The organism is Sphingobacterium sp. UBA6317, from assembly GCF_002440385.1.
GTDB classification, from domain to species: domain Bacteria; phylum Bacteroidota; class Bacteroidia; order Sphingobacteriales; family Sphingobacteriaceae; genus Sphingobacterium; species Sphingobacterium multivorum.
On sequence record NZ_DJTD01000006.1, the window covers coordinates 1 to 24050 of the forward strand.

The window sequence follows — 24050 nt, forward strand, 5'->3', positions numbered from 1 at the left end:
ATTTATTTAGGACACATGTGATGAATTGTAAAGAATTATTACCAAGTTTTTAAAAAATGCTTTTGAATTTACAATAGGAAATTAAGATTTTCAGAAGTTAAATTTTCTACCAATTGACTTTACTCATCTAGGTTAAAAGCTTAGGCAGACTTTGGTTTATGCATGATGTTACAAATTAGTGTGTTTCATTTTATATTTGTAACATTTTCGTTTTATTTTCTTTTTTAGTTTTCTCCTTATTTAGGATTTATTCTTAGCATTAAATTAAAGCAATGTTAATAATATGGTAATTAGCTGAATGCTGGTTTTTGCGTGCTTGTTGTTAGTTTTGCAACGTTCTAATCAAAAGGTCTTATACCTATGTTTGCTTTTGTTTTTTGTTTCTAAAGCTTTCATTTTTTTAGTAAAAAATATTTATTTGATTTCAATTTTTGTTTTATAAATATTTGTTTTGTTTTTTTTTCTAAAATATATTTGATCTGCCTTTTAGAACCAATTGATATAAACTAACCAAAGTTATTATGAAATGTAATCAATTCACATTTTCAATGTTATTGTTGTTGCTTTATTCATCTTGCAAGGAGGATATTGCAACAAAACGGAATGAGCATGATCCCGATTTACCAATTGTGCTATCCTCTTTTTACCCTGCGGAAGGAGGGGCGAAAGATAAAATTTTATTAGATGGTAAAAATTTTGGATTGGACCCAACTAAAATCAAAGTGTATTTTAACAATGCACGGGCCGCAGTAGTTTCTTCAAGTGGAGAACGTATTTATGCCATTGTACCACGCCTGCCGGGAGATGATCCTAAAATTTCCGTTGTCGTCGGTAAAGATTCAGTGGTTTATGAAAAATCCTTCACATATCATATCCAGGCACAGGTCAGTACAGTTACCGGTACAGGAGATAAGGATTTTTTAGCGGGCACGCTTGATCAGGCACATGTTTATGGTAAATATCTTGATATGGACGCGCAAGGTAATTTGTTTATGACTTGGCGCGATGGCGGATCATTTGGTATTGCACGCATTAATGAAAAGGAAAACATTGTAACTCCTCTTTATTCAGTTGCCTCCTCACCTAATCCATATGCGAATGGAGTAACTGTTGACCGCGTTACAGGTATTATGACAGTATCCCATGAGTCAGTCGCCGAAGTGTTTTTTTCTTTTGATCCAAAAGAAGCATGGGCACTTCGCCAGCGAAATGCACAGTTTTCTGCAGCAGATTATGGAAAGATTGTTCAGGCAGATCGATATGCTAATTTTGTTACTTTTTGTCCTTATGATGGTTACTTATACACTCGTTTCCGTGACGGTAACATCGCTAAGATAGACCCTATAACTTATGCTGCGACTATTGTACACAAAGGGCCATACGGTTCGCAATATGGACAGGCTATTAACCCCGCAAAGCCTTGGGAACTTTATATCACATTGCACTCCAATGCGAGTCCGAATACCTTTGCGCAGGGTATATCGGTATTGGATCTAAGGGATCCCAATGGAACAGGGGGCTTTAAACGGATCAATGCCCCTGGAGGTTCGGGATTTCGTGACGGCCCTGTTAAGGATGCTATTTTTAATTACCCAAAAGACATCAAATTCGACAAGGCTGGGAATATGTTTATTGCTGACTATGGTAATCATTGTATCCGTATGTTATCGGCTGATGGTATCGTTTCTACTGTTGCGGGGCAACCGACTAAAGCTGGGTACAAAGATGGCGGGCCAGTGGAGTCCCAGTTCAACCAGCCTTGGGGCGTTGCTGTAAATGATCAGGGAGATATCTACATCGCTGATTGGACTAATGCGCGCATTCGCAAACTAGTTATTGAATAATAAACCTACTTATTATATTATGAAGATTATTTATTTTCTGTGCATCATGCCGTTGTTCCTATGGTTGTCACCTGCATTTGCACAACAAACAGAAGAGCCGTTGACTATTGCTGGGATAGTGGTTGATGTAAAGGGGCAGCCAATTTCCAAAGTGTCAATTTACATTAAGGACAAGCCGGGGGGAGCAACTTCTACGGATGAAAAAGGTAAATTTACTATTAAAGCCATCTACGGCGATATGTTGGTGTTTACGAGTGTAGGTTTCGAAACGACAGAACATTTAGTGGTCGAATCGACTACAGATCTCAATATAAAGATGCTTGAGAAGAGCACGAATATAGATGAGGTTGTCGTCGTTGGTTTAGGTGCCAAACAGCGGAAAATTAGTTCCGTTGGAGCTATTACAACAGTAGATGTGAAACAACTACAAAGTCCTGCACCGTCTATCGCAAACATGCTAGGGGGGCGTGCGGCTGGTATTATATCAATGCAGACCTCCGGCGAACCTGGTGCAAATATCGCTGATTTTTGGGTGCGTGGTATTGGTACATTCGGAGCCAACGCAAAGGCCTTGGTACTTATTGATGGACTTGAAGGCGATTTAAATACCATTGACCCTGCCGATGTGGAGAGTTTTTCTATCTTGAAAGACGCTTCTGCCACTGCTGTATATGGTGTACGTGGGGCAAATGGCGTTGTATTGGTAACAACAAAGCGTGGTACCGTTGACCGTATACAAATTACTGGTCGGGCAAATTCTACCTTATCAAGACTTAATCGTCTACCAAAATATTTACGGTCATATGAATATGCATTGCTGGCCAATGAGGCATCTGTCGTACGTGGTAGTGAGCCCCTGTATAACGATACAGAATTGGGTATTATACAGCAGCATCTCGATCCGGATATGTATCCAGATGTCAGCTGGCAGGATGAAATCTTAAACCGGAGTTTTTGGCGTCAGAGCTATTATGCTTCTGGACGTGGTGGATCTGAAGTTGCAAGATATTTCTTGAGTTTGGGTGGTAATAGTGAAACAGCCGCTTATAAAGTAGACAAGAATAGTATTTACAGTTCCAATGTGGGCTATAATACTTATAATTATCGTGTCAATCTTGATATCAATCTGACAAAAACGACGAAAGTATTTTTGGGTTCAGATGGTTTTTTATCTGTTAAAAAAGAACCTGGCTATGGGAATACGGACGATATTTGGAAAACGCAATCGACACTTACCCCAATTTCTATTCCTCTTCAATACTCCAATGGATTGTTGCCGGGGGTAGGCACTGGGCAACGTTCATCGCCTTATGTGATGATTAATCGTACAGGTAACTATAATAATCAAAATTATAAGGGTAAGGTTACCCTGGCGTTAGATCAAGATTTAAGCAGTATACTAAAAGGATTGAAAATCCGTGGCCAAGGGGCTTACGATATCCATAGCTATTTTTCCGAGCGAAGATGGATGCAACCTGCATTGTATGAGGCAACTGGACGTAATTTAGATGGATCACTGATCATGGTTCAGAAAGTACAGGAAAAACCAGCTTCCTACTCAAAGTATGTAAGCCAATATCGAAAATATCATTTTGAATCTACGTTGAATTTCGAAAGAGCATTTGGTGAGGATCATCGTACTTCGGCGTTGGTTTATTACTACTTGAGCGATGCTAAAGATACCGATGAAGCAACGAACAATTTGACAGCAATACCTGTTCGTTATCAAGGTGTTTCCAGTAGGTTTACCTATGGTTATAAGGATACGTATTTGTTGGATGCTAACTTTGGTTACACAGGGTCGGAGAATTTTCAACCTGGTCGCCAATATGGATTTTTTCCTTCGGTTGCCGTGGGATGGGTACCTACAAGTTACAAATTTATGAAAGAAGTTGCCCCTTGGTTGGACTATTTTAAGATCAGGGCATCTTATGGTACTGTAGGTAACGATCGCATTCTAAATGCTGTCCGTTTCCCATACCTGACCAAGGCTGATATTTACAATGGTAATGTTTGGGGAGTTGGTGGCATTGAAACAATTTCTGAAACTCGTATTGGAGCGGATAATTTAGCCTGGGAACGCTCTATTAAGTCTAATCTAGGGATAGAAGGAAAACTTTTTAACAGTAAAATTGATTTCGTAATTGACTTTTTCAAAGATCAACGCAATGGTATTTTTCAACCACGTGTGCAGGTGCCGGATTATGTGGGGGTGATCTCCAATCCGTATGCTAACGTGGGCCGAATGAAGAGCATGGGTGCTGATGGGAATATTACCTATACGACTAAACTCAATAGTGATATGACTTTGACCCTTCGTGGTAATTTTACATACTCTAAAAATGTGGTGCAAAATTGGGAACAAGCCTATCTGGAATATTCTTATTTGGAATATAATGGATATCCCTACAATTCGATTCGTGGTTATCAGTCATTGGGCTTATTTAAAGATGAGGACGATATCAAATATAGCCCAACACAAAGTTTCGGAGCTGTATTGCCGGGTGATATTAAATATAAAGATGTCAATGGCGACGGTGTCATTAATACGCTGGATAAAGTCCCATTGACCCATAGCAACTATCCATTGATCATGTATGGATTTGGGGGCGAATTTCGTTACAAAAATCTATCGCTAGGGGTGCTTTTTAAAGGTACAGGCAAGACGTCCTTCTTCTATGTAGGTCAGCCGATGGTATACAAAGATGTTACTGAAAACACAGGTATGGGGTATATGCCATTTTTTGGTGGTACAGATGGTAATGTGATCTCCTTGGCTAATGATCCTGCCAATCGTTGGATCCCTCGGGATTATGCGTTACAGCATGATATTGATCTATCTTTAGCTGAAAATCCGAATGCCAAATTCCCGCGCTTGCAATATGGTAACAATAGCAACAATAGTCAATTATCCTCTTTTTGGATGGACGACGCCCGTTATTTGCGCTTACAAGAACTTACCTTGAGCTATAATGTAAGTCCGAATTTCTTAAAGCGACTAGGTGTAAAATCTATGGATCTTCAGTTTGTTGGTAACAACCTATATATCTGGGATAACGTTAAGATTTTTGACCCAGAACAAGCGGCTTGGGGTGGACGTAAATACCCGATCCCGACTACTTATTCATTACAAGCCTATATTAATTTTTAATTGTATATAAATAACTTAAAGATATGAAAACGTCAGTAGTCATAAATAGAATAACCACAGCTAGTTTAGCCATATTGGTTTTGTTTGTGGTAACATCTTGTAAGGATTATCTAACTATAGATAAATACTTTGACGATGAGTTCAATATTGATTCGGCTTATACAAATACCCGATATATCGAAGCTTATATGTGGGGAGCAGCAGCATTATTTCCTGACGAATCCAGGACAATTAGGTCAAATTATACTCCTGGACCAATGGCGACAGATGAAGCTATAAACGGTCTCACCGGATCAGGAACGACCAATGTTTATTATGGAATGGATTTTGTCACCGGAAATATTACGCCTGATTTTTACGGTGGGCTTAACCAATGGGGTAAATATTATCAGATTATTCGTAAAGCGAATAATGTCTTGAAAAATATTGATGTGCCAAAGGATATGAGTTATGCTGATCGTAACCGCATCGAAGGATACACCCGTTTTATTCGGGCTTACGCTTACTATAATCTTATTATTGATTTTGGACCGCCAATCTTATTGGGGGATGAAGTAGTGAATACTAATGAAGATATTGCCTACTACGATCGACCTCGTGCTACATATGACGAAGCCATGGAATATATCTGTGGTGAATTTGAAAAATCAGCCATACAACTCCCTGATAATGTTGGTCTGTTAGATTTTGGTAAACCAACAAAAGGAGCGGCTTTTGCATTGATCGCTCGTTTGCGCCTGATTCATGCTAGTCCTTTATTTAATGGCGGGTCGGTCGCAGCTTCCTATTTTGGTGGTTGGGTGCGAAAAACCGATGGAGTACATTATGTATCGCAACAATATGATGAAAAACGGTGGGCTTTGGCTGCTGCTGCCGCCAAACGGGTCATGGATATGGGCCGATACAAACTATATACAGTAACTTCTGACGAAAGAACGCCTAAACTTCCGGTCGGGGTGACTTCTGATCCTAATTTCTACGGCGCCTATCCAAATGGAGCGGGTGGTATTGATGCGTTAAGATCTTATTCGGATGTGTTTACCGGTGAAGCTGTGGCTTCGATCAACCCTGAATATATTTGGGGACGAAACACAGATTATATCAGAACGGATTTGAACCAAGGTGCATTTCCTCCGACCTTAGGCGGATGGGGGCGTTTTTCGGTAACACAAAAAGTTGTCGATGCCTACCTTATGGATGATGGACGTACTAAAGAAGAGGCGCGTGGTGAAACTTATTTTGAGGCTGTGTCGGACCTTCCCGCAGGTGGTACATTTGGTGATTTATTTACTGCTCAAGCGCGTAATTTTTCGGGTTATCCACTTAATGCGGGGGTATATAAGATGTATGCTAACCGTGAAATGCGTTTCTATGCATCCATAGGTTTTAATGGTGCCGTATGGCAGGCCTTATCAAGCACCACGTTAAACAACCATACAGCCAAGTATTTCTACCAAGAGCCTGATGGTCGAGGTGGTGTTTCAGCATCGTCGCCTAATTATCCATTGACAGGATATGTTATTAAAAAATGGGTTAACGCTTTTGATGCAATCAGCGGAACAGGTGCTAGAATGATGCCAAAGGCATACCCCATCATCCGTTACGCGGAGATCTTGCTTTCTTATGCGGAAGCTTTAAATAACCTAACAGGTAGTCATACCGTACAACTTGGTGATAAAATGTATACCTTGAGCCGCGATGAGAACGAGATCAAAACATCTTTTAATACAGTTCGTTATCGCGCAGGTCTCCCCGGGTTATCATCTTCTCAGCTCAGCAGCAAGCCAGAAGTTCAACAACAGCTTGAGCGTGAGCGTATGGTTGAGTTTTTATGGGAAAATCGCCGTTTCTACGATGTCCGACGTTGGGGTAAATATGAGGAAACGGAGCGTGAGCCTATTCGTGGTATGAATCCAGATGGTGCTGATCGCGAGTCGTTCTATAGGCGGGTTTCACCAGGTACATCTTCTTTCCTAACGCGTCAGGTCGATAAAAAATTAATCTGGGTGCCTATACCACGTGCGGAGATGCGTAGGTTGCCATCTCTCGATCAGAATCCTGGATATAATTAAGATTTAAGAAATAGAAAATATAAAGTTTTCCATCTGCTAAAAATGCTTAAGGAAGATATTAAAATATTAAAATATGAAACGAGGTTATATAGCAATAATAACACTTTCGATCGCTTTGGTATCCTGTAAAGATAATGAGGTATTCGAAAAGGAGATGTATAAAAACGAAGTGGCGTTAATAAGCTCTGATTATCATAATACATTCAAGGAAGTTGTCCGTCTGACGGGAGATGAGGTTATAGGGTATGTAGCGGCATCGTCAGGTGGGACGCATGCGCCTAGTAACGATCTTGTTATCGGTCTGGAAGAAGATTCAGAACCTTTAATAAAATATAATTTTGCCGTGTACGATAATTCAGATGATCTCTATGCCAAATCTCTTCCAAAGGAAAAGTATGAGATCATGGACAATAAGATTGTGATCAGAGCTGGGGAGCTAACAGGCCGTACGATGATCAAATTGAGACCGGATGGATTATCGCCTGATTCCACTTATTTCATCGGATTAAAAGCGACAAACGCATCAGGTGTTGAAATCAAGTCTAAAAAAAGCACGATGTTATATCAAGTTATCATCGAAAATGAATATGCTTCGCAAGCTAGTAACACGATGTATTCGATGGTAGGTTTTGCCAATGGTCTGGCGACAGCGGCGAATAAACAGTTATTTCCATTAACGAGCAATAGTGTACGGATGGTCGCTGGAAGTGAAACCTTCGTGTCTAAATTGCCTAATATTGCGAAAAACTGCCTCATACTGGAGGTGGATGAATTTAATAGTGTAAAAATTAAGCCTTATAAGGATATACAGGTGGTACAGCTGGATAATGACCCGATGTACCCGAATAAATTCAAGGTAGAAGAAGCATTTGGTATGCGTACAAACGTGTTTCTGTTATCTTACCAGTACACAATAGGTAATGTAACAACCCTTATGAAAGAACGAGTTGAAATGCAGGTGAAATAAATTTATTAAATCCATGAATACGACTGATTATTATACATTGAATAAGCTTACAAAAACCATATTTGTTTTTTGCTTCAGCTTGATCATGATAGTATCATCTTGTAAAGATGATATCGAAATGGATGGTTTGTTTGCGATAAAAGATAATCCAACAAAACTGGAAGTCCCAGCGGCTGGTTCCACTGAGACCTATACCGTTCAGGCAAATGGGAGTTGGAAAGTAGAGCCTCTTAGGAAAGAGAACTGGTTTAAAATTGAGTCCGTAGAAGGGAATGGTCATGGCACATTTACGGTTACGGTAAGTAAAAACACCGATCCTGAACATCGTGAGGTAACATTGCTCTTTACCCTAAATGGCAAGTTACAAAATAAAGCCCTTAAGATAGAGCAAGCTGGAGCTGCGAATCAAGGTCAAGTACAGGATCCTTATTTAAAAATAGATGGACTAACTAATCGTTTAGAAGTGCTTGAGCCTGGGATAACAGAACAATATATTCTCCGTTCTACCGGCAAGTGGAAAGTCATGTTGCCAGATGAAATAGATTGGCTTACAATTTCTCCTATGGAAGGTGAGGGTGATACACCTATATCGATTAAAGTAAATAGGAATACAGATATTGAGCGTACAGCAAGTGTTTTATTATTTTTAGACGACGTACAACAGGCCTCTCCACTTATTGTATATCAGAAAGGCGTGAAGTTACAGGTGGAGGGAGATGTTGTTCTCAAGGAAGATTTTAATTGGTTAAGCTATGGTAGTGAAATTTTCAATGTTACAAACGGGGAAACAAGGGTTGGCTTATGGACTTCAGATGAAATTGCAAAAGGTTGGTCCAGTACAATCAATACGACGGAAGGCGGAGGTAGTTATGCTTCAATTTATGCGCGTCCTGGCTTTATTAAACTGGGACGGACAAATTACGGAGGTGATCTGATTTCGCCAAGATTGTCCAACGTACAGCGTACAAAAAACTTGTTGGTTACTTTTAAAGCAGTACGATATGCCACGGGTGACCACTATCAACTGACTGTTGGTGTCAAGGGGCCAGGTAAAGTTAGCGCAAGCCAATTTAATGTCATGAACGTAGCTTCACCTAACTCGAGCTTAGAGTCGTGCAGGGCCGCCTGGCAAGCGCCAGAGGCAACTTATTCTTTTGAGATAACGGGAGCCACTGCTGAAACTCAATTTTGGTTATTGGGCGGAGCATTTGACCAGCGTACTGGCAATTGGCCTGTCGCTGTTAACCGTATTTTTATTGATGATATTGTCGTTACGGTAGGCAAATAATACAATTTGGCCCATGAAACTATTTCCAAAATAATTTCATGGGCTTTTATTCGCATAAAACAGACTATAAATTATTCATTTTATTTTTGTTTCTCTGTCCAAGACAGGGGCTTAACAGCAAGTTAGGCTTAAAGTTCCTAGGAATCTGACGAATTGGTTTTTGATATCGATATAGCCCTTATGTAAAAAAATAACTATAAAATCCGTATCTTCGTGCAATGGATAATTTTATTGTTTCTGCACGTAAATACCGCCCGATTACCTTTGATTCGGTTGTAGGTCAGCAACACATTACTGGTACCTTAAAGAATGCGATACACAACAACCAGTTGGCGCAGGCATTTTTGTTTTGTGGTCCCCGTGGTGTGGGTAAAACGACCTGTGCACGTATTTTAGCGAAAACAATAAATTGTGAAAATATCTTAGCAGGCACCGAACCTTGTGGCGAATGTGATAGCTGTAAGTCTTTCCAAAATGGAAATTCCTTCAGTATTCATGAACTGGATGCTGCATCCAATAATTCCGTAGATGATATCCGTAACTTGATTGATCAAGTGCGTATACCGCCGCAGGCTGGAAAATATAAAATCTATATTATAGATGAGGTGCATATGCTTTCTCAAGCGGCTTTTAATGCTTTTTTGAAGACTTTAGAGGAGCCACCTTCCTATGCCATCTTTATTCTGGCGACTACAGAAAAACATAAGATTTTACCTACTATTCTTTCGCGCTGTCAGATTTTCGATTTTAATCGGATCAAAGTGGAAGATATGGCTAGTCATTTAGCTCGTATCGCTGATGGAGAAGGCATTGCTTATGATCAGGACGGTTTGCATATCATTGCCCAAAAAGCAGATGGTGGTCTTCGGGATGCCTTGTCGATGTTCGATCAGATCGTCAGTTTTTCCAATAAAAATGTCACGTATCAAGCGGTAATCGATAATTTGAATATCTTGGATTACGATTATTATTTTAAGCTAACAGATGCTATTTTAAGGGAAGATGCGGCACAAACCTTATTGATTTTCAATGAGATTTTAAATCATGGATTTGATGGCAGTCATTTTATAGCCGGTCTGTCAGCGCATTTCAGAAATTTACTGGTGGCTAAAGAGCCAACTACGCTTAAATTATTGGAAGTAAGTGATAGTATTCGTCAAAAGTATTTACAGCAATCCCAAAAAGCCTCTCCAGGATTTTTGTTGTCTGCATTGAATATTTCCAATCAATGTGAGATAAACTATAAGACAAGTAAAAATCAACGCTTACAAGTTGAACTTTCACTCCTCAAGACATGTCATATTGCAAGTGCAATTAAATTGAGCCAGCTAGGGTCCATACAGATTCCTTCGGCAGCCGAGGGTGTAAAAAAAAAACTTCCTGAGCCAGTAGCGGGACAACCACAACAAAGCTCTGTAGCTCTTAGTCCGCAAGCGACTTCTCCAGCGAATGCTCCTGTCGTTGAAAACCAGGTAACACCGCGTCCGCAAGCTAACCCCGTAAATTATCAGGCTTCCGAGACAAAGGAAGAGGTGAAAAAAGATATTATTTCCAATGTGCCGCCTAAAGTAAAAAAAGGGGGCTGGGGAGCATCTACTGCTGCAATTATTCCGTCTTTGCCGGATTTGAATACCATATACGATAACAATATCGTTGCCAAAGAAGGTGATGAACCTGAATTAATACGTGGAAGCGAACAGCGTGATGTTTCATTCGGCCAATTTATTGCTGTTTGGAATAGTTATGCTGAACAGCTGAAAGCAGAAAACAAGATTAACTTGTATACCATGATGACTGCTATGCAACCCCGCTTAAATGGGGTATTGATTGAAATTGATGTCGAAAATGGTGTTCAGATGGATGTATTGCAAAGCGCAAAGGTTGATGTGCTGAATTACCTGCGTGTGAAACTTCAGAATTTTTCACTGGATCTGCAGGGGGTAATGATGGAACATACTATTTCACGCAAACCCTATACTTCTCAGGAGAAGTATCAAGCTATGGTCAACAAAAATCCGCTCTTAGATACTTTGAGGAAAGAGTTTAACTTAGGACTAAGCTAATTCAAACACAATAGTTATTTTTTATTTTTGTACATTTGCAAACTCTTCTATGAAGAGGCAGATATTTAGTATTTATTATGCAAGGAAATTTTCAGAGACGTGATCGCGACCACGGGGAAAGACGTGAAGTGAATCAGATGGTATTTGGTATTCGCGCTGTTATCGAAGCAATCGATAGTGGTAAAGAGATCGAGTCATTATTTATACAACGTGGTTTGAGCGGGAGTTTGATTTTAGAATTGAAAGCCTTGTTAAAAGAACATAATATCGCTTCTCAACAGGTGCCAATTGAAAAATTAAACCGGATAACACGTAAAAATCATCAAGGTGTAATTGCGGTTATTTCTCCAATTACCTATCATGACATAGAGGAACTTCTGCCGCAGATTTATGAAAAAGGTGAAACTCCTTTACTGCTGATGTTGGATGGAGTAACTGATGTTCGCAATTTGGGAGCCATTGCACGGACTGCTGAATGTTCTGGAGTACATGCCATCATTGTCCCTAAAAAAGGCTCGGCTGAGGTCAATCCTGATGCGATCAAGACATCTGCTGGCGCACTCTATAAAATCCCTGTCTGTCGCCATGATAGCCTCTCAAAAGTTGGTAAATTTTTGATTGATTCAGGTGTGCAGTTAGTTGCCAGTACAGAAAAAACAACCTCGAGTATCTACGACGTAGATTATACGGCTCCAACTTGTGTCATTATGGGTGCGGAGGACGTTGGTGTTTCCAATGACCTAATCCGCATTGCCGACCATCTGGCCAAGATACCAATGTACGGTGAAATAGGTTCGTTAAATGTGTCTGTATCGGCTGCAGTAGTGATCTATGAAGCGATTCGTCAACGGATTGTTAAAAAATAAAGAATATAATATAGTTGATTATAGAAAAGCCTTTGTCAAAAACAAAGGCTTTTTTTGTAGGCTAGATTTTATAAATTTCTTCAATCTCCCGATCGTATTTTTGTAAGATAACTTTTCTTTTCATTTTTAAGGTCGGTGTCAATTCACCCGTTTCAACAGTCATTTCGTTGGGGAGAATAGCGAACTTCTTGATCTGCTCCCAGCCGCCAAAATTTTGATTAATACGGTTGAGTTCCGATTCGATTTTCTGCTTCAGTTCTGGGCTATTTAGAAAATCTTGTTTAGAAAGATCGGCAAGGGAGGGAAAAGTACCTTTTGACCATTCTAGTAGTTTATTATAGTTGGGAACGATCAAAGCAGCAGGAAATTTGCGGGCTTCTCCAATTACCATGGCCTGTTCGATAAACGAGGATTCCACCAGCTTAGATTCGATCTGCTGAGGAACAATGTATTTCCCTCCAGAAGTCTTGAACATCTCTTTCTTTCGGTCTATAATTTTGAGAAATTTACCGTCTACCCATTGACCAATGTCCCCTGTGTAAAGCCAACCATCTTTGATCACTTCAGCTGTTGCCTCTGGATTTTTATAATACCCTATCATGTTATTTTCACCTTTGGTTATTATCTCTCCATCGGCCGCGAGCTTAATTTCAATGTGAATTAAGGGCAAACCTACTGTTCCGATTTTCATACCCCGTTTGTAGCAGTTTACGGCGATACATGGACCTGCCTCAGTGAGGCCATAACCTTCATATATTGGAATTCCTGCTGCCATATACAGACGGATTAATCTTTCCTGTAAAGCAGCACTCCCAGAGGCAATCCCTTTGATGTCGCCACCTAATGCTTCGCGCCATTTTGAAAAAACTAATTTACGGGCAATGTTCAGTTGAAAGTCATACCACCGTGTACGTCCCTCCAGTTTGTATTGTTCGCCGAGACTTAAGGACCAAAAGAATAGTTTGCGTTTAAGCCCAGTCAACTGCTCTCCTATTGCCATAATCTTTTCATAAACTTTTTCCAATACACGAGGTACAGCGGAAAAAATATGGGGTTTAACGGATTTAAAATCTTCACCTATGGTATCCATAGACTGCGCAAAGAAAATGGTCAACCCTTTGTACATATAAACATATTGGAATACGCGTTCGTAAGCATGACATACAGGAAGAAAGGAGAGGGCACGATCACCTTGTTCGACGGGAAAGGAATATTCACTACTCAATGTATCTGCCAATAAATTTCGATGGGATAACATCACGCCCTTGGGGTTACCCGTGGTGCCAGAGGTGTAAATGATCGATGCCAATGTATCTGTTTGGATAGTATCACGCAATTGGTTTAGTGTCTCATCCGGAATGATAACGCCTTTCGCAACAAAGTCCTCCCAGTGATTGAGGTCATTCTCCTTGTCGAGACTGTAAATAGCTTTCAGTTGTGGACAATCTTGTTGTATCGCTAATATTTTTGTATATAGTTTCTTTGAACTAACGATACAATTTCTGATTTCCGCATGATTGAAAATATAAGCGTAATCTGAAGTCGAAATGTTGGGGTAAAGGGCGACGACTACGGCACCGATTTGTTGGATTGCGAAATCCAAAATATTCCATTCGATACGGTTCTCACTAATCAATGCCACATTCTCTCCAGGTTGAACACCAAGGGCGATCAAACCTTTTGATGTCTTATTGACCCGATCAATAAATTCGGTATTACTGACCTTTACCCATTCGTTGTCTTTTTTGAAAGAAAACATAGGGAAATCTGGCGCAATAGCATATTGCAAGCTTGCTAAATCAAATAATCTCGTTGCTGTTGGCATGTTGGAAATCCAGTTCGTGTAATACAGCTAATTTACGGTTTTTTAAAGATACTATTGTATTGGCAGGCGAGATTATAGTAGTTGTACCGGAAGAGGATAAAAGAAAAGACTCTGGCATCTCAAGCTGATCGCTTTTGTGCCAGAGTCTTTAACTCTTATGCTAAATACGAATGATTAGTATTTGCTTTTTGATTCTTTACGTTTTCCAGAGAAATCACGGAAGCCGCCACCATTGCTGCTGCGCTCACCACGATCACGACGTTCGCCACTGAATCCACCTTCGCGTCTTCCGCCACGTTCACCGCCTCCAAAACCACCTTCACGTCTTCCGCCGCGATCACCGCCACGGTATCCACCTTCACGTCTTCCGCCACGATCACCACCACGGCTTCTTCCGCCACGGTCGCCACGACCTTCACCTCTTGCTTCACCAGATACTTCGATACGTACTTGACGACCGTTGTAATCTACACCTTGGAATCCTTGGAATACTTTTTCTACTTCTGCATCTTGAACTTCGAAGAATGTGAACACGCCTTTCAAATCAATTTTACCGATTGATTTTCCTGAAATATTCGCATTGTTACAGATGAAGCCCAACATGTCTCCACGAGAGAATTCATCTACTGAACCTAAGTTCATAAATAAACGCGTGTAGCCTTTTGAACCTTCACGTGAACGACCATCACGTCTATCACCGCGGTCTTCACGACCACCATCACGCGCTTCGATATTTAAATCAGGTGCATTTTTGTAATAATCCAAGAAACGGTTGAACTCAAGAGAAGCGAATCTTTTGATGATATCTTCTTTTGAAAGTGACTCCAAATTTTCCATAATTGCAGGCAAGAATGGGCTGATTTGTTCATCGTTTACTTCAACATTTTCAATCTTTTTAACGATAGAAAATAATTGTTTTTCGCAAACTTCAGCGCCTTGAGGTACTTGTTTTTTCTCAAAAGGCTTACCGATGATCTTTTCGAGATGACGGATTTTGCTTAGCTCTTTTACGTTTACCAAAGAAAGTGAAATACCAGTTTTACCTGCACGGGCGGTACGGCCTGAACGGTGTGTATAGTTTTCTGTTTCATCAGGTAAAGAGAAGTTGATAACGTGAGTTACATCACTCACATCAATACCACGAGCGGCTACGTCTGTTGCGATCAATAATTGTAAACTACGGTCACGGTAACGTTTCATCACTTTATCACGTTGTTGTTGTGATAAGTCACCATGCAGTGAATCTGCATTGTAACCATCTTTGATCAACGCTTCAGCGATATCCTGTGTTTCGATTTTTGTACGACAAAATACGATACCAAAGATATCAGGGTTTGAATCCACAATACGTTTGAATGCAGCATATTTATCTTTTGCTTTGATCAAATAATAGTGGTGTTCAATGTTGGCATTACCGGTGTTTTTTGTACCTACAGTAAGCTCAACTGGATCGGTCATATAATTCTTTGCGATACGACGTACCTCAGCAGGCATTGTCGCCGAAAATAACCAAGTTTTTTTCTCGTCAGGAGTTTCTGACAAAATGTTGTTGATGTCTTCTTTGAAGCCCATATTGAGCATCTCATCCGCTTCATCCAATACAACATATTTTACATTTGAAAAATCAATCGCATTTCTGCCGATGATATCCAACATACGACCTGGGGTCGCTACTACAATTTGCACTCCACGTCTAATTTGACGTAGCTGGTCTGAGATATTTGCACCTCCATATACAGCAACAACATGTACATTGTCAACGTATTTAGCAAATTTTTCTAAATCTTTTGAGATTTGTAAACATAATTCCCGAGTAGGGCAAAGAATTAATGCCTGTGGGTGTTTTTGAGAAAAGTCTAATTGCTCTAATAATGGAAGACCAAATGCCGCGGTCTTTCCTGTGCCAGTTTGGGCTAATCCGACAAAATCGTCGTTACCAGTCAATAAAACAGGAATGGCTTTTTCCTGAATTTCAGAAGGTTTTTCGAAACCTAATTCTGAGATGGCATTAACAACTTCCTCACGGATTCCCAGTTCTAAAAATGGGTTCATGAAATATTTTATACAATAGGCACTATTGCCTAAGGCGTTGCAAAGGTAAGAATAATATTGGAATAAACAAATAATTTAAATAATTGATTTTTAGGGTGATCGGATTCTTTTCTGCTAAGTGATAATAAATTGAGCCGTGTTATATAGATTTAGCTCGCTTTGAAAAGTTTTATTTTGAATGTGAAACTATTTTATAGTCTACAGTTTGTTTATTCATTTATTAATAGAAACTTAATATTTCAACCTTAAATTTGGTGTAGCATGAATCAAGGACCAGTTGTACATCAGCGTTGGCTGCAGGCTATAAAAGAGAATAACGATACGGCTGCATACGAGGAATTATACCGATATTGCTGGAAAGATCTTTATCAGCATGCTGCTCGTCGAATCCTAGACCGACAGGATGTGGAGGACATTCTTCAGGAGCTGTTTGTTCAATTTTGGGAACGACGTCATACCATCGATATCCAGATGAACCTCCAGGCCTATTTGAAAGGAATGCTTAAATATAAAATTATAGACTTTTTTAATTCCAATAAAGTCAAAGATAAATTGTTGGATCATTGGAGCAAACATATTTTTGATTATGTACAGGAGCATCCGGAGGATCTCAACACTTATCTAGCTTTAGAGAAGTTGTTGGAGGAAGAACTGGAGATTATGCCCCATAATATGAGACAGGCCCTTTTATTGAAATGGGAACATTTATCCATTCGAGAGATTGCCACGCGTATGGGCCTATCTGAGCAAACGGTCAAAAACAATCTTACGGAAGCATCCAAACGACTACGTAAAGCTATTTTGGGCTACCAACATGTTCAAAACGGTAGTTTCACCCTGCTCTTGGTCTTTATTATTGACGAGTTCATTAAGTAGCTTGCTTACACATTCCCAAAATTTCTATTTCCAGAACTTGGATCATTTAACAATTCTTTCATACAACATTAACTATTTCTTGAAGTACTTTGGGGTTTTTTTGCGGACTTGTATATAAACAGTGGGCATAAAAAGTGAAAAGAAGAATTTTTGAATTGTTAATGGATAGGTACCGCCAGAATAAGGCTAGTACAAGTGAACGCAGACTGATTGATCATTGGTATGCTGGACTGGACAAAGAAGAAGTGCCTGATGATAACGTTGACGAAAATCAGTTATGGGGAAGAATTCAACAACAGATTGGAAATACGTCCACGAAGAGCGTGCCCGTCCGAAAGATGCTGTATTGGTCTGGAGCGGTGGCGGCATGTTTATTACTCTGTTTGAGTGCGTTGTTTTGGAAAACAGCTGATCAAGCAGTTTCTCGCAAAGAAGCTTTACTTCAGCCAGGATATCGGATTTTTGAAACGGGCGTTGCGCAACGTAAAAAAGTTCAGCTTGCCGATGGGTCAACTGTGATTTTAAACGCACGTTCGAAGTTAAAATTGGATACAGTTTCTTTCGGTAGAAAGGATCGTGTGGTGGAACTCCTTGTTGGGGAAGCTTTTTTTGATGTTAGGAAAGATTCTACTAAAGCTTTTATTGTCAAAGCTCAACAAATACAAACTACTGTTTTAGGAACTTCCTTTACGGTGAAGAATTACCTCGAACTTGATGATATTTCGGTGTCCGTATTTACTGGAAAAGTGCAGGTCACTGCCAATAACAATCCGCTGGGTGTGCTGACCCGCGGCGAACAGATCCGTCATACCAAAAATAACCACAATAGCAATCAGGAGACTTTTGATCTGACGACACGTAATAGCTGGATTGAGGGAAGAGTTTATCTTAAGCAAAGCAGTTTTGCAGAATTGGCACTAGCGGTCAAAAATATCTATGATGTGGATATAAAAACTGACGATCAGCGGATTGTCAAACAACGGTATAGTATGCCAATATCAAAGCAGCTGTCCTGGACGGCAACCTTGGAAAGTATCAAAGCAATTCATCACAACAAATCAAGGAAGGAGGGCAGGATAGTGCATATTTACTAATTCGAGGATAAAAAAGAGAGCTGACGATGGCCATCGTCAACTCTGCATCTCGTACCATTTGGAGATGGTATAAATAACATATACAACAACTTAAGAGATATTATATACGCATACAAATTTATGAAATTTAACCAATACGTTACGCAAAACGATATTAAGTTTATGATAAGGACATCGTTGGTAGGTTTACTTCTTTCGATCGTGTCGGCCGAAATGCTCTTAGCTTCGGGCGCATACGGGCAGTTACTCAATAAAAAGATTACAGTTTCTTTTAGTGAATCCAATATTCCGGCGGCTTTCGAACGTTTGGAATCCCAAAATATACATATCGCTTTCGATGCAGCGAAATATAATCTGGCAAAGAAAAAGGTAAATGCCAAAATTTTTAAAAGTAATAGTGTTCGCGATGTCATGCGTTATCTGCTTAGGGAGACTGACCTGATGGCTCATGACAACGGTGTCTATATTACATTAGTCAAAAAACCGGTACAGCAGCATGGGTACATTTCAGGTAAAGTTATTGATGATCGCGGTCAGCCTTTGGCTAATGCCAGCATCAAACTGATCGGAACCAATAAATCAACACAGAGCGGTATCGATGGGAGCTATCTTTTGAATGCTGAACCGGGAACCTACGTACTGGAAGTCAGTTACCTCTCTTACCAGACCCAACGTATTGAAGGGGTTAGGATACAGGCCGGACAACGGACAGGGTTAAACATTGCCATGAAGATGCAGGTAAGCGCGTTGGAAACGGCAGTTGTCAGTGTATCCTTTAAAAAAGCTTCTGTAGCGGGATTGTATGCGGTACAAAAGAATGCTGCTTCGGTGACCGATGGTATTTCGGCTGAACAGATCGCCCGTACACCGGACAATGATATGGGGCAGGTTTTAAAACGCGTAACAGGATTGACAACGGTTAATAATAGAAATGTAATTGTTAGAGGAATGTCGGATCGCTATAATCAAGCGATGCTCGACGGTGTGGTGATTCCCAGCACGTCGCAGAATAGACGGGATTTTTCGTTTGATATTATTCCGACTGAGATGGTAAGTTCTGTGGTCGTTAATAAAACAGCAACACCGGACGTGTCGGCAGAATTCTCCGGTGGACAGGTTTCGGTGAATACATTAGACATTCCAGATCAGAATTTTACCACAATTCAATACGGATTAGGTGGGAATTCCCGTACAACAGGCAAAGACTTTTATCGGCTGGGGGAGCGGCATACGAGTGAATATTTGGGTTTCTTTAACAAATCGTCCAAGATGCCCGATGGAATAAAAACTTGGCAGTGGAATAGTCGGGCGATACAATTGGATGCGCCTCCCGGTTATATTTTGACTGATCCTGAATTGAACAACACTCCTTTAAATCCAACGGAGTTTGGCGATGCCGTGAAGTATAACGATTTGGATGCTATCGCACAGTCCAAGCGTTTTAATAATGATGCATTGCGACAATATAAATATAAAGCATACCCCAATCAGAATATGCGTTTTTCGCTTGGACGGGTTTATGAATTAAATAATGGACAGCGATTGGGGTTTGTGGCATCCACAAATTTTAGAAACGAACAAAATATCATTGCATTTAATAATGTACGTAATTCGGTAAGTATCAATAATTATATTGATAGTGTAGGTCTCGGTGACAATGGAGCCGGAACATCCTATCGCTTCAATAGCAGCGCCGGATTAATGGCCAATATGGGCTGGCAGGGACAAGCTTTTAAAGTTTCCATAAAGAACATGTATGCGCGTACGTACAGTGATATTTATAATGAATCTATTCAAAAGCCCTATAGTGATTCTAATCCTGAAGTAAGCAAACTGAATTATCAATTGCCTGAAGCGATGTCTTTGCAGCAACACCAATTGGTTGGAGAGTATCAACTGCCGTGGGAGTTAAAAGCTGAAGGAATGTTTACGGTCAACAAAATTAAACAGCAAATTTTAGATGAACGAAAGCTTTCCTATAGGGTCACTGCCATGATAGATAGTATTCCTTATTTTCAAACCCCGGGGTTATTAACTCATCGTAATTCATCTGTGGCGGGGGTTTTCAGGGACTCGCGAAGATGGACAAATATTGATGAAACAGATTATAATTGGAGCGCTGCATTTTCGCGAAAATTCGGCAAAAATGCAGCTGTTCCAACGTTGGTGAAATTAGGCTATCAGGCCTGGTTGAAGAAGAGAGCGTTGGATTTATTCAATTTCGTCCCTTGGACGAGAGCATGGGCAGAAGGTACTACGAATCAGTTGCCTCCAGAGATAGAAATTCCTTATGACCAGTTATTCAGCGCCGATAATATCGGCAACGGAAATGGGCAGGCCTATTACTACGCAGATGCATTGGGCGGTCGATATTATGATGGTAAAATGTCTTCACAGGCAGTGTATCTGATGGTAGATCAAATGCTATGGCATAAATTGCGTTTGGTGTATGGCGTGCGTTCAGAATATTTTAATTTAAACTCTAAGCAGGAAGAATTATATAGGAGGACTTATCAGGATGAACCAGATCCCAATGATGTCCAAAGACATCGTTTTGGTGTAAAAGAAAATAACTGGCGGTTTTTGCCCTCTATTAACGCCACCTATAAGGTGACATCCGATTTCAATATTCGAAGTAGCTACTCAAGGACGGTAGTTAGACCAGATTTTAGAGAAGTTGGCATGTTTGCCATGTATGATTATGAGTTAGACGGTTACGTTTATGGAGAGCAAGTTAAATCCACGTTAATCGATAATGTAGACCTTCGATTTGAATGGTACCCCTCACCAGGTGAAATCATTTCTATAACGGGATACTATAAATACTTGGATAAGCCCATAGAACTTGTTCATAGTGGGGGGAACACGTATACTTTTGCTAACATGGAAAATGCGAAAAATCTTGGACTTGAAATGGAAATCAGGAAGAATTTAACATTTCTGTCGGAAAAGGAGTGGTTTAAAAACTTATTTGTCTACGCTAATGGAACACTACTCAAATCGAAAGTCAATGTCTTAAGTTATTGGGAATGGATTAATAACCCTGAAACCCAAGTTGCCGAGCGCGTTCAACAGCGCTATCCCAATCAAGATAGACCACTGATTGGGCAGTCACCTTGGTTATTGAATCTAGGCGTAGGATATTGGGGTGAATTTTTCGGGGTAACAGCAAGCTATAATCATCGAGGTTATCGAACAAACATAGCGAATGTTAATATGAATAATGTTGAATATGAGTTGGCGCCAAAACAATTGGATGCACAACTTTATACACGTTTTCTAAAGGGCAAGATGGAAGTGAAATTTAATATGGCCAATCTATTGGATGAATGGACGCGGTATTATATGAATATTCAAGATTATGAACAAGATGATACAAAGTTCTATGTATTGAAAAAAGGTAAATCTATACGATATGATAAAAACGAAGGAGATATTATTACTTATCGTAGAAGAGAGGGACAAAGGTTTAATCTTTCATTTAGCTACAATTTTTAAATAGAAAAATTTCTGCGCGAGGCAGTTTCATATCACTCCTCAATACTGTACATAAGTTCCGGGTTTGTCCAAGTCGCACAACAGGAGATAAAATAGAAAAATACAGAAAAAGGGTGATTGAAAACAACTATGCAACCTTATGAAATGCTATCCCACAGGGATGCATAGTCTAAAAAATGATCTTGTGATGGCAAAACTAGTAATTATTTAACACAAAATGAAAAAAATCTTAACAGTAGCGAGCGTATGCGCAATCGCATTGGCTTCTTGTAACAAAGACAACGTAGGACCTAATTCAGATTTGAATGCTGGTTTGCCAAACAAACCTCAGGCAACGATCCCAACTGATGCTGCCGGTATTATTACTAAAACTACGCTTTCTGCAGATACCGTATGGAAAATTGACGGAGTTGCTTTTGTAAAACCCGGTGCGACATTGACGATTCAAGCTGGTACTTATATTACTTCTGGTTTAACTAAAGCATATAATGACCAAATCACCGGAATAACACAAAATATCAAAGGCGTTTTGGTTGTTCCTAAAACAGCGAAATTGATCGCTAACGGTACTGCGTCCGCACCAATCGTATTCACTTCTCCAAATGCGGCAGGATCTCGTAACCCTGGTGATTTCGGAGGGGTCGTATTGCTGGGTAGCGCAACTACCAATCAAGCTGCCACACGGAGAATCGAAGGAATTCCTCAACCTGTGGGTGTAGATGTTACTTATGGTGGTACAAATGCTGCGGATAATTCAGGTTCATTGAAATATGTGCGTATTGAATTTGCTGGTTATAACTTAACTGCTGATAATGAGATTAACGGACTAACCTTGGGCGGTGTGGGTACTGGTACTACCTTGGAAAATATTCAGGTATCTTGGGGTAAAGATGATGCGTTTGAGTTTTTTGGGGGTACTGTAAATGCGAAGTACCTGGTAGCCTTGTCGAATGACGATGATGACTTTGATTTCGATCATGGATACACCGGAACAATTCAGTATGCCTTATCATTAAAGGATCCTAATTCAACCAATAGCACATCAAGTGGTAGCTCGGATTCAAACGGTTTGGAGTCGGATAACGAAGGTACAGCGCCATATGCAGCGACACCTAAGACTCGCCCAGTATTGAAAAATTTTACATTCTTGGGAATTAAGGATGCTACTGTAGCTGCTACAAAACTGAAATTTGGTAACCGTTGGAGAAGAGCTTCACAGTACGATATTCAAAATTCGATTATCGCTGGTTATGGAACAGGTGCTGCATTTCAGGATGGTGCAACAGGTACTTTTACAGGGAATGTTGTACATGCTTATACTGCGGCATTCAGTGGTGCTACACCAACAGGAAACCAAACAAATGTGTCAACAGATGCAACGACATATTTGAATTTAGCAGGAGCTGGAAATATTTTTTATCCAACAACATCTACATTTAATCCTGCTTTTTTAAGACCATTGTCAACTTCTCCTGCATATGGTGATGGAAGTACTACTTATAAAGGTGCATTCCATCCGACAACTGCTCCTTGGACTGCGAACTGGACTCAATTTGCTCCAAAAACTTATTAATATTGATTATTTAATTGAGTGAGCCATACAATGGCTCACTTCTTTATCCTTTATATATGATTAAAAATTTATTTTGCTGTTTGATAGCTCTTTGGATTGGATCGCTATTGCCTTCCTGTCAAAAAGGTGAACTTATTGTAGAAACTGAAGAACTGGCCCGGATTGCTTTTAGATCCTATAGCACGACGTCAGTGGATGTAAAAAGAGTAACGATAGATGGAAAAGTTGCTAATCCAAGCGATGCTAATTTTATTTTTATCCGAAATAAAGATGCCGATTCTTCATCGGTCGTCGCATATAATAACAATGATCAGGTCATCCTAGAGCAACGGCTTCCTCTCAAATCGGGATTGAATACCTTTGGTGTACATAGTAAAAGTCCCATTGATCCGTCACTCGTTGTCGGGCCAAATCCATTAGGAGATGATGTCGAATCGATTCCGGGTGTGAGACAAGTAAAGATCTTAAATTATAATAAAACAATTTCACCTAATGGTGAGCCAATTCGATTGGCAGTTTATCAAGGTAAGCCTGTCTATGATGAAAGTTGGGGAATGGATATGGTCAAGTATGACGAAAATCCAATCCTGATTACCGACTTGATATCAGATAAAATTCCCGAAGAATTTATCAAAATACCGATTGACGCTACTTTTGTGCCAAAGGCGCAAGTATTGGATAAGGATTTAAAACCGATCCTTATAGATGGACAAAAAGTCTTTTTGTTTTTTAATTTTTCGGTAGACATTGGTATTGTGTATCTCGTTCAAAAAGAACCCGATGCATTTTTTGATGTTGATGCATTCTCAGAAATTGGAGGTATAGGCTATGGTTTGGATAATATCTGGTTACAGAAATAAAACTCATTACAAAACAAACAC

At 40.0% G+C, this 24050-nt stretch carries 14 protein-coding genes; 12 read left to right on the plus strand and 2 right to left on the minus strand.

Features of this window, described 5'->3' with window-relative positions; genetic code table 11:
• Window positions 1-521 precede the first annotated feature (521 nt).
• The 7 genes from B3E92_RS01380 (at window position 522) to rlmB (ending at window position 12251) form a co-directional block, all read left to right on the plus strand.
• Window positions 522-1844 carry an IPT/TIG domain-containing protein gene (locus tag B3E92_RS01380; protein WP_286895024.1) on the plus strand — a complete coding sequence of 441 codons (1323 nt, stop codon included), beginning with the start codon at window positions 522-524 and terminating at the stop codon, window positions 1842-1844.
• A 19-nt stretch (window positions 1845-1863) separates the two neighbouring features.
• Window positions 1864-4995, plus strand: coding sequence for a SusC/RagA family TonB-linked outer membrane protein (locus B3E92_RS01385; protein WP_286895026.1), 3132 nt, complete (start codon window positions 1864-1866; stop codon window positions 4993-4995).
• Between the two features lie 23 nt (window positions 4996-5018).
• Window positions 5019-7067, plus strand: coding sequence for a RagB/SusD family nutrient uptake outer membrane protein (locus tag B3E92_RS01390; protein WP_286895028.1), 2049 nt, complete (start codon window positions 5019-5021; stop codon window positions 7065-7067).
• Between the two features lie 73 nt (window positions 7068-7140).
• Entirely contained in the window at window positions 7141-8034 is an 894-nt protein-coding gene (locus tag B3E92_RS01395) for a DUF1735 domain-containing protein (protein WP_286895029.1), read from the plus strand.
• 85 nt (window positions 8035-8119) lie between these two features.
• Entirely contained in the window at window positions 8120-9322 is a 1203-nt protein-coding gene (locus B3E92_RS01400) for a BACON domain-containing protein (protein ID WP_286895030.1), read from the plus strand.
• 218 nt (window positions 9323-9540) lie between these two features.
• A complete protein-coding gene (locus B3E92_RS01405; protein WP_286895031.1) occupies window positions 9541-11385 on the plus strand; it encodes a DNA polymerase III subunit gamma/tau in 1845 nt (614 codons plus the stop codon).
• Between the two features lie 77 nt (window positions 11386-11462).
• Window positions 11463-12251, plus strand: coding sequence for a 23S rRNA (guanosine(2251)-2'-O)-methyltransferase RlmB (rlmB, locus tag B3E92_RS01410; protein ID WP_046672182.1), 789 nt, complete (start codon window positions 11463-11465; stop codon window positions 12249-12251).
• Between the two features lie 61 nt (window positions 12252-12312).
• On the opposite strand, the gene B3E92_RS01415 is transcribed toward rlmB, so the two are convergent.
• Both B3E92_RS01415 and B3E92_RS01420 read right to left on the minus strand, forming a co-directional pair.
• A complete protein-coding gene (locus B3E92_RS01415) occupies window positions 12313-14076 on the minus strand; it encodes an AMP-dependent synthetase/ligase (RefSeq protein ID WP_286895033.1) in 1764 nt (587 codons plus the stop codon).
• A 174-nt stretch (window positions 14077-14250) separates the two neighbouring features.
• Complete coding sequence (locus B3E92_RS01420) at window positions 14251-16128, minus strand: DEAD/DEAH box helicase (RefSeq protein ID WP_286769272.1); 1878 nt, start codon at window positions 16126-16128, stop codon at window positions 14251-14253.
• A gap of 261 nt (window positions 16129-16389) precedes the next feature.
• Here B3E92_RS01420 and B3E92_RS01425 point away from each other — a divergent pair, with 261 nt between their 5' ends.
• From B3E92_RS01425 to B3E92_RS01445, 5 genes are all read left to right on the plus strand, one after another.
• Window positions 16390-17004: an RNA polymerase sigma factor gene (locus B3E92_RS01425; protein WP_286895035.1), complete on the plus strand. Its 615-nt coding sequence runs from the start codon at window positions 16390-16392 to the stop codon at window positions 17002-17004.
• A gap of 134 nt (window positions 17005-17138) precedes the next feature.
• Window positions 17139-18098 (plus strand): FecR family protein, encoded by a 960-nt coding sequence (locus tag B3E92_RS01430; RefSeq protein WP_286841350.1) that lies wholly within the window; start codon window positions 17139-17141, stop codon window positions 18096-18098.
• A 162-nt stretch (window positions 18099-18260) separates the two neighbouring features.
• A complete protein-coding gene (locus tag B3E92_RS01435) occupies window positions 18261-21596 on the plus strand; it encodes a TonB-dependent receptor (protein ID WP_286895036.1) in 3336 nt (1111 codons plus the stop codon).
• A 217-nt stretch (window positions 21597-21813) separates the two neighbouring features.
• On the plus strand, window positions 21814-23169 hold the full coding sequence (locus B3E92_RS01440) for a hypothetical protein (RefSeq protein WP_286752885.1): 1356 nt from the start codon (window positions 21814-21816) through the stop codon (window positions 23167-23169).
• A 56-nt stretch (window positions 23170-23225) separates the two neighbouring features.
• Window positions 23226-24029 (plus strand): hypothetical protein, encoded by an 804-nt coding sequence (locus B3E92_RS01445; RefSeq protein ID WP_286841356.1) that lies wholly within the window; start codon window positions 23226-23228, stop codon window positions 24027-24029.
• Window positions 24030-24050: the final 21 nt, after the last annotated feature.